We start from the raw sequence: 14,766 nt of genomic DNA, 5'->3' as shown, positions 1-14,766 counted from the left end.
CCCCGCCCCCCCCCGCCCGCGCGCGGCCGCCCCCCCCCCCCCCCCCCCTGCTCGGGGCCCCTTTGGCAAAAAAAAAAAAAAAAAAAAAAAAAAACGGGGGGCCGCCCCCCCCCCCCCCCCCACCAGCCTTGGGAGGCTTTAGCTAGCGGGCCGCGGTCCAGCCCTTATAGTCCTTCAGGTTCTCTGCCGTGATCAGCTGCGGGTCGAGCAGCACCGTGGCCTCGGCCGGCTTTTTGCCGGCGAGCACTTCAGCTGCCATCTGCAGCGATTGGCCGGCCATGACGTAAGGATCCTGCGAGGCCGAGGCCTTGATCATCGAGGTGCCGGAAGAGAGTTCCTTCTCGATGTCGGGCGCGCCGTCGACCGCGGTGAAGATGAACTCCGAGCGGTTGAGCTGCTTGGCCGCAAGCTGGGCGCCGATCGCCGTCGGGTCGTTGATGGCGAACACCGCGTCGATCTTGTCGAAGCGGGTCAGCAGCGACTGGAACACCTTCAGGCCGCCGTCGCGCGAGCCTTCGGCATTCTGGTCGTCGGAGAGGATCTTGATGTCCGGGTGTTTTGCCAGCACGTCCTTGCAGCCCTTCACCCGCTCCAGGATCGACGATGATGCCGGCCCGTTCAGTATGACATAGTCACCCTTGCCGCCGGTGTGGTCGACCAGATACTGGCAGGCCGCTTCGCCGGCCTTGACGTTGTTGGTCATCACGGTGACGTCGGCGCCCGGCGCCGAAACGTCGAATGCGGCAACCACGATGCCGGCCGCCTGCGCCTTCTTCACCGCCGGCGCGATCGCCTTGGCGTCGACGGCGTTGAGCATGATCACGTCGACGCCGGCGGCGATGAACGAGTCGACCTGCGAGACCTGCTTGTTGAGGTCGTAGTCGGCCGACACCGACGTCACCTCGACGTTCGGGTTGATCTTCCTGGCGGCGTCCTCGATGCCCTTGATGGTGGCGACGAAGAACGGGTTGCCGAGCAGGCCGACCGAGATGCCGACCTTGTTCAGGTCCTTGGCCGAGGCCGGTGCGACGGCGACGGCCGCGAGGGCAACGCCGCAGAGCAGTTTAGCGATGGTCTTCATTGTTTTCCTCCTGATGCCCCGCGCCTCTCACGGTGCGTTACACATGAACCGGGTCGTTGACGCCGGCGACTAGGTCAATCACGTTCTTGCTCCCGCTTGGAGCCTGTAGCGGTCGAGGGCGACCGCCACGATGATGACCAATCCCTTGATGATGTACTGCCAGATGTCGGAAACGCCGGCCAGGATGAGCCCGTTGGAGAGCACCGCTATGATCAGGCCGCCGATCAGCGTGCCCCAGATCGAGCCGACTCCGCCGACGAAGCTGGTGCCGCCGAGAATGACTGCGGCAATGGCGTCGAGTTCGTAGGACTGCCCAAGCTGCAGGCCGTTGGCCGCGTAGAGCCGGGCCGCCGACATGGCGCCGCCAAGGCCGGCGAGAAGGCCTGAAACGCCATAGACGAAGAGCAGCACCAGGGGCACCTTGATGCCGGTGAGGCGGGCAGCCTCGGCATTGCCGCCGACGGCATAGATCCAGGTGCCGAGCACGGTGCGTTTGAGCACCAGCCAGGACAGCACCACGACCGACAGAGCGATGATGACCAGCCAAGGGATGCCGAACAGCGACCCGTTGCCGATGAAGTCGAACGGCAGGTCCGAGTTGAACACCGTGGTGTCCTGGCCGAGCAGGCGGGCGACGCCGCGCACGGCGGTCAGCGAACCCAGCGTGACGATGAAGGGCGGCAGCTTGATGTAGGCGACGAGCAGCCCGTTGATGACGCCGAAGCCGAGGCCGACCAGAATGGCCGCCGGCACGCCGAGCATGCCCCAATCCGGCACCAGCGACACCATCACCGCCACCATCGCCGAGGCGGCAAGAATGGAGCCGACGGACAGGTCGATGCCGCCGGTCAGGATGACGAAGGTCATGCCGGCCGCGAGCACGATGTTGATCGACGACTGCTGGGTGACGATCAACAGGTTGGTCTCGGTGAGGAAGCGCGGGTTCATGATCTGGAAGCCGGCCGCCAAAAGGATCAGGACCGGCAGCATGCCAAGCGCGGCGAAGGCGGTACGCAGCCGCCGGCTCCTGCCGACCGCCTGGTCACCCGCACTCATCCCGGTTGCCTTATGGGTCATCCCTTGGCCGCTCCCGTTGCGAGTTCCATGATTGCCTCCTGACTGAGCGGCTGGCCTTCGGATGCGGTCACCTCGCCAGCGATAGTGCCGTCGCGCATCACCAGCACGCGGTCGGCGACGCCGATCACCTCCGGCAGTTCGCTGGAGATCATCAGGATGGCGATGCCCTTTTTGGCAAGATCATCGATCAGCCGGTAGATTTCCGACTTCGCCCCGACATCGACGCCGCGGGTCGGTTCGTCGAGGATGAGGACCCGCGGCTCGGTTTCGAGCAGGCGGGCGAGCAGCACCTTCTGCTGGTTGCCGCCCGACAGCGAGCCGGCATTGGCCTGCACCGACCTGCTGCGGATGGAGAGGTCGGAAACGGCCTTGGCAGCGCGCCTTTCGGCCGTGGCGAAGTCGCGCAGGCCGCCGGTCTGCGCGTCCCTGGCGAGCACGCCCATGCTGATATTGTCGGAAATCGACATGTCGAGGAACAGGCCGAGTTCCTTGCGGTCTTCGGTAAGATAGGCGATGCCGGCATCCAGCGCCTCCCGCGGCGAGCCGATGGCTATCGGATTGCCGTCGAGTTCCAGCGTGCCTGATGTGTGCCTGTCGGCGCCGAAGATCAGCCGCGCGAGTTCGGTGCGGCCGGAGCCGACCAGGCCCGCCAGCGCCAAGACTTCGCCCTTGTGCAGGTCAAAGGAGCAGCCTTTCAGGAGATTGCCGTCCGACATGTCGCGCACCGACAGTGCGATCGCGCGCTTGCTGTCCGGCGGGCGGTGATCCTTCTTGTAGAAGGCGGACAGGTCACGGCCAACCATCATCGAGACGAGGCGCGAGGCGTTCAGATCGGCGCGTTCGAGCGTGCCGACATAGCCGCTGTCGCGCAGCACGCTGACGCGGTCGGCAAGCTGGTAGACCTCCTCCATGCGGTGGCTGATGTAGATGATGGCGATGCCCTGCGCCTTCAGCGTCGCAATCACCTCGAACAGCCTGTCGGTCTCGCGCGAGGTCAGCGAGGTGGTCGGCTCGTCCATGACGATGATGCGCGCGCTGGTCGACAACGCGCGGGCGATTTCGACCATCTGGCGTTCGCCAAGCGACAGGCTGGAGACCGAGGCGCGCGCCGAGAAGGAAACGCCGAGCCGTGCGATGATCACCTTGGCGCGGCGATTGCACTGGTCGCGGTCGACGATGCCGAACCGTCTCGGCTCGTTGCCGAGGAAGATGTTCTGCGCGACCGTCAGGTTGGGCGCCAGCGACAGCTCCTGGTAAATGACGGCAATGCCGTTGGCGCGTGCCTTGATCGGGTCGCCGGTGGCGACCGGTGTGCCGTTGATCAGAATCTCGCCGCCGGCATCAGGCCGATAGGCGCCGGACAGCACCTTCATCAGCGTCGACTTGCCGGCGCCGTTTTCGCCCATCAGCGCGTGCAGTTCACCGGCATGGACGGTCAGCGATACGTCCTGCAAGGCGCGAATCGGGCCGAACGTCTTGGAGATGTGCCGCATCTTCAGCACCGGCTGGCGCACGGTTTCGATCCGGGCAGCGGCGGTCATCGCGCGCCTCCCGCTGCGGCATCAGCGACGCCTCGGTCGGCGGCGAGACCGCGCCAGCTATCGCGATAGAAGGCAAGCCCGGTGAAGCTCGAGGCGCGTACCGGCTCCGGCGCCTCGGCGGCAAATTCGCGTCCAACACTCTCGAAGGCCAGAGCCGCCGCCCCGGTGGCGCTGCCCTCCAGCGTGGCGCCCTGCATGAAGGCCTGGCCGGGACGCAGCTGCGCCAGCAGGCTGGCAAGCAGGCCGCCACTGTTCAGCCCGCCATCGACGATCACCGTGTCGTTCGAATGGATCAGGTCGAGACACAGATCGACCATCAGCGCGACGTAGAGCAGCGCCACGGCCGCGCGCTCCTCCGCGGTGGGTGCGCGCCCGACCAGTTCGCCGCGATGGCCAGGCATCGGTCCACCTGGCGCGAAGCTCGGCAGCGCCATGATGCCGGCGTCGATCACCTGCTGTACGGCTGAGGGGGCGGTCGCGCCCTGCCAACCGGCGCTGATCGTTGCGAATTCGCGGCCGCCCATGAAGCGGATGGTCGGCACCGGGCCGCCATCGACATCGACATTAACCAGCATGTCACGGTCGCGATCGAGCGCGTCGAGCGGGCAGTCCGGATTGAGCACCACGACCCAGGTGCCGGTCGAGACGACGGTGACCGGGCCAAGCGCCTGCCGGCGATAGGCATGAAGCGCGGCATTGCTGTCATGGACACCGTTGTGAATGGCGATCGGCCGTGTCGCCCCGCCGAAGCGCTGCTCGCCGATGACCGCGCCGGCACGCTCGAAGGCGGGCATCTGGCCGCGCCATCCCTCGGCGTCGACCAGCGTGGAGAAATCGCGCTTGCGCGGCGCCCACAGATGCGAGTGGCAGCCGAGATAGGACACCTCCGAGACCGCCCGGCCGCCAAAGCGCCAGCTCCAGTATTGGGGATAACCGAGGATCGATTTGGCGGCGGCGAATACGCTTGGTTGCACCGTCTTCAGCCACAGCATGTGGCGACCATAGTTGAAGCCGAGCGGCAGGCGCGGCGAGAAGGTCTCGGCGAAATCCGGAATGCGGCGATCGATCTGCGCGGCAATCTCGGCCGGCGGCTCCTGCTCGTAGTCGAGTATCGGATGCGTCAGCGCCGCATCGTCGACCAAGGCAAAGGTGCAGCCATGGCCCGAAACCATCAAGCCCTCTATGCCATGGACGTCGACCGCTTCGCCGACGGCGCGCGCGGCCCAATTGTGAAGCGCTGCTTCGTCGAGCACACTGAAGCCGCCTTCGCGCGTCCAGTTCGGCTGGGTCCGGCGCTCACCTAGAATCTGCCCGTCCTGACCGAATACGAACAGCTTCGAGTTGGTCTTGCCGAAGTCGAGGACAGCCACCTTCACTGGACGGCTCCCGAGGCAGAGGCGATCCGCACCATGACGCCGGCGTTTTCGAGCATGCGTGCGTCGGCATCGGAAAGGCCGTCATCGGTCACCAGCGTGCCGATGCGCGACAAGGGCAGCGCGACGTTGCGCGCATGGATCGACAGTTTGCGGCTGTCGGCCAGCACCACGATCTGGTCGGCGCATAGGCTGAGCTCGGCGATGGAGCGGACCAGCAGCGGATGCGATTCCAGCACGCCCTCCGGGCCGATGCCCTGCGCACCAAGAAACAACTTCGATGCGTAGAAAGGCACCGTCTGGGTGAGCGAATGGATGATGCCAGGCTCGCGATGCAGTTCGCCGCCGGCAACGGTCAGGCTGCAATGGCCGTGGTCGCTCAAATAGGCGATGAGCGGCATCGAGTTGGTATAGAGCCGGATGTTGCGGTCAGCGAGCTTGACGCCGAGATGGAAGCAGGTCGAACCGCCATGCACGATGACGGCGTCGCCATCGCGCACCATGGTCGCCGCGAGAGCGGCGATCTGCCGCTTGGCTTCGACCGCGAGATCGCGGTTCTCGTCGTAGGGCCGGGCATAGGCGACGCCCGCCTGCGCAGCGCCATCGAGCGCCGAGATGCCGCCATAGACCTTGCGTGCTTCGCCGGCCTCGTCGATCTTGTCGATATCGCGCCGCACCGTCGCAGCCGATACGCCGAGCCGCTCCTGCAGCTCTCGCACCGAGGCGAAGGGGCGATCCCGCAACAGCTCGACGATCTGACGCTGGCGGCCGGAGTCGCTCAACGGATACCCTCCCGAAATGCCATCTTGCCACGGCAATTGGTGCAACTTACTCAACGCAGATCAGATTGCAAGCTTGATTTGGTGGGATAAGATCACTATTGACGTAACTTACTCGCCGCTGCGATACCCGCGTCACTCGCTGTGCCGGCTACCGGGGATCCAAAGCCGTGGCTAGGCGGCCGGTTTGTGAAGGAGTTTCGATGGCAATCAATGCGGATGCGCAGGAACTGGCTGCTTTGCGGTCGCTTTCGGCCGGCATCGGGCGCGACCCGCACTTGACCCAGGCCGCGGGCGGCAACACGTCGCTGAAAGCCGGCGACACGCTCTGGATCAAGGCTTCCGGCACCTGGTTGAAGGACGCGCTCGCCGAGGACATCATGGTCCCGGTGGCGATCCCGCCGCTGCTCAGGGCTGTCGAACAGCGTGACCCGGCCGCGGATCAGCCCCAGGGTTTCGCCATCGAGGCGCTCAATGCCCGCAAGCTGCGTCCTTCGATCGAGACCACGGTTCACGCGCTGATGCCGCAGCGCGTCGTTCTGCATGTCCACTGCGTCGATACCATTTCGCTTGCCGTGCAGGCCGACTGCGAGGCTCAAGTCGCCAAGCGCCTCGATGGCCTCGAATGGGCGTATGTTCCCTATCGCCGGCCGGGCCTGCCGCTTGCCCAGGGCATTGCCGAGCGCCTTCGGCCCGGGGTCGATGTGCTGATCCTTGCCAACCATGGCCTGGTCGTCGCAGCCGAGACCGTCGCCGGCGCGGAGGCGCTGCTGCGTCGCGTCACAGGGTTGCTGGCGCGGCCGCCCCGCGAGGTGGCGGAGCCAGACATCGCGGCATTGACGACGCTCATCGGACGCACCGGTCACAGGCTGCCGGCGGATGTCGAAGCGCATGCCGTCGCGATCGATCCTGACAGCTGCCGCATGGCGTCGGGAGGCAGCCTCTATCCCGATCACGTCATCTTTCTCGGCCAGGGTTCGGTCGTGGCGAGACCCGGTGAGGACGTGAAGCGTGTCACCGAACGGTGCGGCACGGCACCGGTGGCGATCCTGTTTCCTGGGCTTGGCGTGCTGATGCGCGGCGACGCCAGTGCCGGCGCCAACGCCATGCAACGCTGCCTCGCCGACGTGACGGCTCGGGTCGACGTCGCGGCGAAGCTGAACTATCTGACCGCCGCCGAGAACGACGAACTGATCAACTGGGACGCCGAGCAGTACCGCCAGAAACTCAATGCAGCCGGCAGCTGACATGGCGTTGTCAACCGGCCCGCTTTCGATCGGAATCGACATCGGCACATCAGGCGCCCGCGCCGTCGCCATGCGGCCGGACTTTTCGATTGCCGCGCGTTCCGCCGTTCCACTCGACAGATTTGGCCAGAATGCCCGCGACCCCTCCGTATGGTGGTCAGCGGTCGGCGCGGCGCTGGCGGAACTGCTTTCGGGCATCGATCGCGCGGCGGTGCTCTCGATCGCCGTCGACGGCACTTCGGGCACGCTGCTGCCGGTCGACGGCGCCGGACGACCGCTGGCTGAGCCGTTGATGTACAACGACAAGGTCGACGACGACGCCATTCTGGCGGTGATCGCGCGCGAGGCGCCGGCCGCGAGCGCAGCCCGTGGGGCGACGTCCGGTCTCGCCAAGGCGCTGTCGTCCCAGCGGCAGCCCGGCGTCGCCGCGGTGCTGCATCAGGCCGACTGGATCGCGGGACAGTTTTCCGGCCGCTTCGACATCAGCGACGAGAACAATGCCTTGAAAACCGGCTACGACGTCGAGGCGCGGCGCTGGCCGGACTGGATCGCGGCGACCGGGATGCGCATGGGATTCCTGCCTGGTGTCGTCAAGCCGGGCGATGTCACGGGAAAGCTCACCGCGAACGCCGCGGACCTGTTCGGCCTGGCGCGCGACGTCGCCGTGGTCGCCGGCACGACGGATGGCTGCGCGTCGTTCCTGGCGACGGGGGCTGCGGCTGTTGGCGACGGCGTCACCGCGCTGGGGTCCTCGCTGACCATCAAGATCCTCTCCGACCGGCCGATCTCGGCGCCGCAGTTCGGCATCTATAGCCACCGGCTGGGAGATGCTTATCTAGCGGGTGGTGCGTCGAATTCGGGCGGCAAGGTGCTGGCGCAGCATTTTTCTCTCGCGCGCATCATCGAATTGAGTGCGGTGATCGACCCTATGAACGAGACCGGTCTCGACTATTATCCGCTTCCCGCGGTTGGCGAACGCTTTCCGATCGCCGATCCTGATTTGCCACCACGCCTGACGCCGCGGCCGGCGGACGACGCCGACTATCTGAAAGCGATGTTCGAGGGCATTGCGGCGATCGAGGCGCTCGGCTATCGCCGGCTTGCCGCACTTGGCACCCCCCGATTGACGTCGGTCAGGAGCGTCGGCGGCGGTGCGGCAAATCCCGCCTGGACCGCGATCCGGCAGCGCAAGCTGGGTGTCGATTTTCTGCCGGCGCTTTCGGACGAGGCGGCCGCCGGCACGGCGCGGCTGGCGCTGATGGGCGCAATCGCAGCGGGGCTGTTGTGAGCACGAAACCAGTCGACCATCTCGACGGCATCGGAGCGCTGGTCGAGCGCTATCAGGTGTTCCTGCTCGATCAGTTCGGCGTGCTGCACGACGGCACGAACCCCTATCCGGGCGCCGTGGAGGCGTTGTCGGCGCTGAAGCGCGCAGGCAGGACGATCGTGCTGGTCTCGAATTCCGGCAGGCGGGCGCGGCCCAATGAGGCCCGCTTGCTGAAGCTCGGCTTCGAACCAGGAAGCTGGGATCAATTTGTCTCTTCCGGCGAGATCGCGTGGCGGTCCTTCCACGAAATGGCGATATCCGGAAAGCTGCGCCCAAACACAAAGTGCCTGCTGATCAGCCGCGAGGGCGACCGCTCGGCGATTGAAGGCCTGCCTTTTACCCTGACCAGCGACGGCGACGATGCCGAGCTGGTGCTGATCGCCGCCAGCGAGGGCGACCGCTACGATATCGAGCACTATCGCCGGCTTTTTGCGCCGGCAGCAATGCGGCAGGTGCCGTGCTTCTGCACCAATCCCGACAAGATCATGCTGACAGCAGTGGGGCCTCGCTTTGGCGCCGGCCAGCTTGCGGATCTCTACGAGAGCCTCGGCGGCAGCGTCACCCGCATCGGCAAGCCCTACACGCCGATCTTCAACGCCGCGCTGGCGCTGGCGGGCAACCCGGACCGCAGCAGCGTGGTCTGTGTCGGCGACAGCGTCGAACACGATGTCGCCGGTGGAATTGGTGCCGGCGTGGCGACCGCGCTGGTCTTGTCCGGAATATTGGCAGACACCCCTGACCTGGCCGAGCTTTTCGACAGTCTGGACGCCTACCCCGATTACACCACGAACAGTTTCAGATTCGCTGATTGAGATCGGCAGCTTCCGAGGGTTGAGCGCTGCCATGGTGATCGTTCCGTCGTTAGTGCTGCTTTCGGTGGCGCAGCCCTTTGGCTGCTGTTGCCAGTTCACATCTGGTTGGTCGGAGGCTATTGAACTGCATGCGTGATTTTCAACTCCCCGGACGGTCGCCGGTTCGTGCGACGGAAGCGATGGCCGCGACATCGCACCCGCTGGCGACGCTGGCGGCGATCGAGATGCTGCGGTCCGGCGGCAATGCAATGGACGCAGCCGTTTGCGCGGCGGCGGTGCAGGCGGTGGTCGAGCCGCAATCGACGGGTATCGGCGGCGACTGTTTCGTCCTCTATTGTCCCAACGGTCAAGGCGAGGTTCTGGCCTTCAACGGCTCCGGCCGCGCACCTGCGGCAGCAGAGGCGCAGTGGTATCTGGACAAGGGGCACGACGAACTGCCTGAGTCCGGTCCGCACGCAGTCACCGTGCCGGGCGCCGTCGACGCGTGGTGCCGGCTGCTCGATGATCACGGCAGGAAGGGCATCGACGTCGCGCTCGCTCCGGCCATACATTACGCCGAACAGGGTTATGTCGTCCAAGACCGCGTGGCCTTCGACTGGGCCGAAAGTGCTGCCTTGCTGGCCGCCGACGAACATGCCGCGCGGATATTTCTGCCGGATGGAAAGGCGCCGCTGGCCGGCGAGCTGCACCGGCAGCCGCAACTGGCCGAAACCCTGCGCATCGTCTCGCGCCGTGGCCGTGCCGGCTTCTATGAAGGCGAGGTCGCCGACGACATGGTTTCGCGTCTGCGCGCGCTTGGCGGGCTGCATGCGCTCGAGGATTTTTCGGCGACGAAGGGCGACTATGTCAGGCCCGTCGGCACATCCTACCGAGGTTACGACATTCATCAGATGCCGCCGAACAACCAGGGGCTGACGGCACTGATCATGCTGAACGTGCTGTCGGGCTTCTCGCTCGGTTCGCTGGAACCGAACGGCGCCGAGCGCTTTCATCTCGAGATCGAGGCGGGGCGGCTTGCCTATCAGGACCGCGACAATTTCATCGGCGACCAGAACCAGGTCCATGTCCCCGTAGAGCAGTTGTTGTCCAGATCCTATGCCGACCAGCTTCGCGCCGAGATCGATCCGGCGCGTGCAATGACGCATCTGCCACGGCTGGAGCTTCAGCCGAGCGATACCGTCTACATCTCCGTGGTCGACCGCGACCGTAATGCGGTCAGCTTCATCAACTCGACCTTTGGTTCGTTCGGCAGCGGCGTGGTCGGCCCCAGGACCGGCGTCGTCCTGCAGAATCGCGGCAGCAGCTTCCGCCTGGCGGCGGACCACCCAAACCGCATCGCACCGGGAAAACGCCCGATGCACACCATCATGCCGGGCATGGTGACAGCCAAGGGCAGGGCAGTCATGCCGTTTGGCGTGATGGGCGGCGGCTACCAGCCGTTCGGCCATGTCCATTTGCTCACCAACATGATCGACTTCGGCATGGACCCGCAGGAGGCGCTGGATGCGCCACGCGTGTTTTACCGACAGAACACTGTGGAGGCCGAGCGTGGCGTTCCGGCCGAGGCGATCGCCGGCCTGCGCGAGCGCGGTCACGACGTGTCCGTCCCAACCGAGCCGCATGGCGGCGGCCAGCTGGTGCTGATCGACTGGGACAAGGGCACGCTTACCGGCGCGTCCGATCCACGCAAGGATGGTTGCGCGCTGGGTTACTGACGGTCCGCTGCGTCGCCGAGCTTGTACGACAGTTTCAGCTGGTTTCGATATCTGTCACGAGGCGCCCTGCATGCTGGTCCTGTTCAGTTTTGGCGCTGCCGCCATCAGCGCCTTGCCGATCGCCGACTGCGGGGCACCGATGACCGCGCGGGCGTTGCCGCTTTCGGCGACGCGGCCGGCATCGAGAATGACGACACGATGGGCGATGGCGCTGATGACGCCGAGATCATGCGAAATGAAAAGATAGGCGATCCGTTGCTCGCGTTGCAGATCGAGCAGCAATTGCAGGATCTGCCGGCGCACCGATACGTCGAGCGCGGACACTGCCTCGTCGAGGATGATCAGCGACGGGTTTGTGGCGATGGCGCGAGCGATCGCGATGCGCTGGCGCTGGCCGCCCGAGATCTCGTGGATGACACGAGCGGCGAGATCAGCGCTCAGGCCGACGCGCTCGAGCAGAGCGGCGATGCGGCGCGGGCGTTCTGATCGGGCTGCGATGCCATGGATGCGCAAGGGATCGTCAAGCACACGCGCCACGCTGGCGCGCGGATTGAAGGCGGCGAGCGGGTCCTGGAAGACCATTTGCAAACGCGCGCGCCGTGCGCGCAAGGCAGCGCCGTTCAGGGACAGGAAATCGCCACCCTCAAACTCGATACGGCCGGCGTCCGGTTCGATCAGCCGCAGCAGCAGCCGCGCGACCGTCGACTTGCCACTGCCGGAAGGGCCGGCCAGCGCCAGCGTCTCGCCGGCCTCGATATGAAAGGAGGCATCATCGACGGCGGCGATTGTCTTGCCGCCGCGACGATATCGTTTGGTCAGGCCGGAAACAGCCAGCAATGGACGGCTCACCGCGACGCTCCTGACTGCTGCAGCAGCGGTTCGGAGTCGAGGCCGAGATGGGCGTTAAGCAGCGCTCTTGTGTAGGCGTGGCGCGGACTAGCGACGATCTGCGCCGTCGTGCCGAGCTCGACCAGCTCGCCGTGCCGGAACACGGCGATGCGCTCGGCCAGCTCGGCGGCCAACGCGATGTCGTGGCTGACGAACAGCAGCGTCATGCCGTCCTCGGCCACCAATTTCCGGATCAGCGCGACGATCTCGGCCTGCACGATGGTGTCGAGCGCGCTGGTCGCCTCATCGGCGATCAGCAGTTTCGGACCGGCCGCGATCGCCGCGGCGATCGCCACGCGTTGCTTCTGGCCGCCGGAAAGCTGGTGCGGGTAGGCGCGCAAAGCGGCGTCCGGGTCGGGCAGGCGGACGCGTTCGAGCAGGGCTTTTGCCTTGGCATAGGATTGCGACCAAGTCAGACCAAGATGCGTGTGCGCGACTTCCGCGATCTGCTCGCCAACCGCCATTACCGGATCGAGGCTGGCCGACGGGTCCTGGAAGACGAAGCCGATATCGCGGCCACTGAGGGGGGTGTGGCTGGGTTCGGCGGCGGATTTTAGAGGCTTGCGTTCTGTGAGACCCCCCTCTGTCCTGCCGGACATCTCCCCCTCAAGGGGGGAGATTGCGCTGTCATTTCCGCTTTCGCCAATCTCCAAGGCTGCAGTGCCGGCGACGGAACTGCCAATCTCCCCCCTTGAGGGGGAGATGTCCGGCAGGACAGAGGGGGGTGCCTTGGCACCAAAGGATGGCAAAAACCACTCGATCGAGCCTCCAACCTTGGAAGAACCCGGCAACAACCCGGCAATGGCCAGCGCCAGCGTGCTCTTGCCCGAACCGCTCTCGCCGATGATGGCGAAGCGCTCGCCGGCGGTGACATCGAGGCTGACATGGTTCAGCGCCGCCACCTCGCTGCCGTCGCGGCGATAGGTCACCGTCAGATCGCGGATCGAAAGCAGCGCCGTCACGACAGGCTCCTTCTCACCGCGGCCGTTTCGACGACGCCTTCGCCGGCGAGATAGACGCCGAGCACGGTCAGCACGAGCGCTACGCCGGGAATGATCGACAGGAAGGGCGCGGTGCGCAGCACGGCGCGACCTTCGGCGATCATGCCGCCCCAGGTCACGCGGTTGGGGTCGCCGAGGCCGAGAAACGAAAGGGCCGCTTCGGTGAGGATCGCGGCGGCGACGATCACCGACGACAATGCCAGCACCGGTGGCAATGCGTTGGGCAGGACTTCGCGCAAGGCGATCTCCAGCGGATGCATGCCGATCACGCGGGCGCCGGCGACAAAATCGCGCTCGCGGATCGACAGCACTTCGGCTCGTGCAACGCGCGCCGGCCCCGTCCAGGCGCCGAGCGCGATCGCCGCAACGACGACTCCGAGCGACGGCCCGACGACACTGACGAAAGCCAGCGCCAGCAGGAAGCTCGGCACGGTCTGGAAGGCGTCGGTAATGCGCATTAGCACCTCGTCGACGAGCCCGCGGGCAAAGCCGGCCAGCGTGCCGACTATTGCGCCGACGGCAAGAGCTGCTGCCGCTGCCGCCAGCCCGACCGCCAGCGACGTACCGGCGCCGTGGACAAGCGCGGCCAGCACGTCGCGGCCGAGCCGGTCGGTGCCGAGCGGCAGCGACCAGTCCTGAAAGGGCGGCAGCAATGCCGGCCCGGCAATGGCTTGCGGGTCGCCGGGAAAGAACAAAGGCGCTGTCAGCGCCATGGCGAACAACGCTACCAGGATGATCGCGCCGGCGACCGCTTCCGGCGTGCGAAGAAAGCGGCGAAGCGGGCTCACGCGCTGGCCTCGCTAGCGCCGACGCGCGGATCGAGGAAGGCGTAGGCGACGTCGACAAGAAGGTTGATAACGATGACCAGAACGGCGCTGACCAGGATGATGCCGAGCAGCAGCGGCGTGTCGCGCGCTGCCACCGCTTCCTGCGCCAGCCGGCCAAGCCCGGGCACGGAAAAGACGCTTTCGATGACGACGCTGCCGCCGAGCATCTGCGCCGATTGCAGGCCGAGCATGGTGACCAGCGGCAACAGCGCGTTGCGGGCGACGTGGGCGAGCACGATGCGGCGGCGGGAGAGCCCTTTGGCGCGGGCGGCGAGGACAAAATCCTGCCGCCAGACCTCGGCCATGCCGGCGCGCATCATGCGCAGATAGAGTGCCAGATAGATGAAGCCGAGTGCCGACACCGGCAGGACGAGATGGCGGGCAATATCGGCCGCGCGGTCAAGGCCGGTCTTGCCCGACGCGATGCTCTCGATGCCGCCGATCGGGAACCAGCGCAGGTCGACGGCAAAGACGATGATCAGCACCAGCCCGAGCCAGAATCCGGGAACAGCATAGAGCGCCAGCGAGCCGATCGACAGCAAGCGGTCGCGAAAGCCGCCGGGCCTGGCGCCGGCATAGATGCCGAGCGCCGAGCCGAGCCCGAAGGAGAGCGCGGTGGCGCTGCCCATCAACAGCAGCGTGTTGGGCAGGCGCTCGAGGATGACGTCGCGGATTGGCCGCGAGAAGGTCACCGACTGGCCGAGGTCGAGATGCAGCAGCGCCCAGAGATAGGTCGCTAGCCGCGTCAACGCCGACTGGTCGAGGCCCCAGCGATGGCGCAGCAGTTCGATCATGCCGGCGTCGCCGCCGGTCGAGACGATGTAGGCGTCGACCGCGTCGCCGGGGGCGGCTTCCAGCAACAGGAAAGTGCCGATCACGACAAGCAGCAGCACGAAGACACTGCCGACGAGGCGACGGCGAAGGAGGAGAAGCGCGCGGGTCATGGCGGCGCCGGCTGCTTGGCGGTATGCCGATCCTGAGAAATGCCGAGCCTAGGCACCCCCCTCTGTCCTGCCGGACATCTCCCCCTCAAGGGGGGAGATTGGCCGTCACTAGCCGTGGCGCCAATCGCAAACGTTGCTGAGGGAAGGGCCGTCG

13 protein-coding genes are annotated in these 14,766 nt (G+C 66.2%); 4 read left to right on the top strand and 9 right to left on the bottom strand.

What is annotated here, in order from left to right; all coding sequences use genetic code 11:
* Positions 1 to 142 precede the first annotated feature (142 nt).
* The 5 genes from AC0L2K_RS02730 to AC0L2K_RS02710 form a co-directional block, all read right to left on the bottom strand.
* Entirely contained in the window at positions 143 to 1,081 is a 939-nt protein-coding gene (locus AC0L2K_RS02730) for an ABC transporter substrate-binding protein (RefSeq protein ID WP_091595356.1), read from the bottom strand.
* Between the two features lie 78 nt (positions 1,082 to 1,159).
* Positions 1,160 to 2,158: an ABC transporter permease subunit gene (locus AC0L2K_RS02725; RefSeq protein ID WP_128170892.1), complete on the bottom strand. Its 999-nt coding sequence runs from the start codon at positions 2,156 to 2,158 to the stop codon at positions 1,160 to 1,162.
* A complete protein-coding gene (locus tag AC0L2K_RS02720; protein ID WP_473530546.1) occupies positions 2,155 to 3,699 on the bottom strand; it encodes a sugar ABC transporter ATP-binding protein in 1,545 nt (514 codons plus the stop codon). The genes AC0L2K_RS02725 and AC0L2K_RS02720 overlap by 4 nt, the downstream gene beginning before the upstream one ends.
* On the bottom strand, positions 3,696 to 5,075 hold the full coding sequence (locus tag AC0L2K_RS02715; protein WP_287172984.1) for an FGGY-family carbohydrate kinase: 1,380 nt from the start codon (positions 5,073 to 5,075) through the stop codon (positions 3,696 to 3,698). The genes AC0L2K_RS02720 and AC0L2K_RS02715 overlap by 4 nt, the downstream gene beginning before the upstream one ends.
* Positions 5,072 to 5,854: a DeoR/GlpR family DNA-binding transcription regulator gene (locus AC0L2K_RS02710; protein WP_473530545.1), complete on the bottom strand. Its 783-nt coding sequence runs from the start codon at positions 5,852 to 5,854 to the stop codon at positions 5,072 to 5,074. The genes AC0L2K_RS02715 and AC0L2K_RS02710 overlap by 4 nt, the downstream gene beginning before the upstream one ends.
* Before the next feature lie 200 nt (positions 5,855 to 6,054).
* Between AC0L2K_RS02710 and AC0L2K_RS02705 the strand changes: the two genes are divergently transcribed.
* From AC0L2K_RS02705 to ggt, 4 genes are all read left to right on the top strand, one after another.
* On the top strand, positions 6,055 to 7,098 hold the full coding sequence (locus AC0L2K_RS02705; protein ID WP_473530544.1) for a class II aldolase/adducin family protein: 1,044 nt from the start codon (positions 6,055 to 6,057) through the stop codon (positions 7,096 to 7,098).
* 1 nt (position 7,099) lies between these two features.
* Positions 7,100 to 8,386 (top strand): FGGY-family carbohydrate kinase, encoded by a 1,287-nt coding sequence (locus tag AC0L2K_RS02700; RefSeq protein ID WP_023797321.1) that lies wholly within the window; start codon positions 7,100 to 7,102, stop codon positions 8,384 to 8,386.
* Complete coding sequence (locus AC0L2K_RS02695; RefSeq protein WP_287230212.1) at positions 8,383 to 9,237, top strand: TIGR01459 family HAD-type hydrolase; 855 nt, start codon at positions 8,383 to 8,385, stop codon at positions 9,235 to 9,237. The genes AC0L2K_RS02700 and AC0L2K_RS02695 overlap by 4 nt, the downstream gene beginning before the upstream one ends.
* 128 nt (positions 9,238 to 9,365) lie before the next feature.
* Positions 9,366 to 10,952 carry a gamma-glutamyltransferase gene (gene ggt / locus AC0L2K_RS02690; protein WP_473530543.1) on the top strand — a complete coding sequence of 529 codons (1,587 nt, stop codon included), beginning with the start codon at positions 9,366 to 9,368 and terminating at the stop codon, positions 10,950 to 10,952.
* Positions 10,953 to 11,006: 54 nt separating this feature from the next.
* Here the strand turns inward: ggt and AC0L2K_RS02685 are convergent, their stop codons facing one another.
* From AC0L2K_RS02685 to AC0L2K_RS02670, 4 genes are read right to left on the bottom strand one after another with little or no spacing between them, the layout of a single operon-like run.
* Positions 11,007 to 11,801, bottom strand: a complete 795-nt coding sequence (locus AC0L2K_RS02685; RefSeq protein WP_023797324.1) for an ABC transporter ATP-binding protein — start codon at positions 11,799 to 11,801, stop codon at positions 11,007 to 11,009.
* Positions 11,798 to 12,802 carry an ABC transporter ATP-binding protein gene (locus AC0L2K_RS02680; protein ID WP_473530542.1) on the bottom strand — a complete coding sequence of 335 codons (1,005 nt, stop codon included), beginning with the start codon at positions 12,800 to 12,802 and terminating at the stop codon, positions 11,798 to 11,800. The genes AC0L2K_RS02685 and AC0L2K_RS02680 overlap by 4 nt, the downstream gene beginning before the upstream one ends.
* Positions 12,799 to 13,629 carry an ABC transporter permease gene (locus tag AC0L2K_RS02675; protein ID WP_473530541.1) on the bottom strand — a complete coding sequence of 277 codons (831 nt, stop codon included), beginning with the start codon at positions 13,627 to 13,629 and terminating at the stop codon, positions 12,799 to 12,801. Before AC0L2K_RS02675 ends, AC0L2K_RS02680 begins: the two co-directional genes overlap by 4 nt.
* Positions 13,626 to 14,612, bottom strand: a complete 987-nt coding sequence (locus AC0L2K_RS02670) for an ABC transporter permease (protein WP_023797326.1) — start codon at positions 14,610 to 14,612, stop codon at positions 13,626 to 13,628. The genes AC0L2K_RS02675 and AC0L2K_RS02670 overlap by 4 nt, the downstream gene beginning before the upstream one ends.
* Between the last annotated feature and the right edge of the window lie 154 nt (positions 14,613 to 14,766).

It is taken from the genome of Mesorhizobium sp. WSM4817, assembly GCF_055811135.1.
Note: the sequence above shows the minus strand (reverse complement) of the source record. Positions and strands in the feature narration are given on the sequence as shown.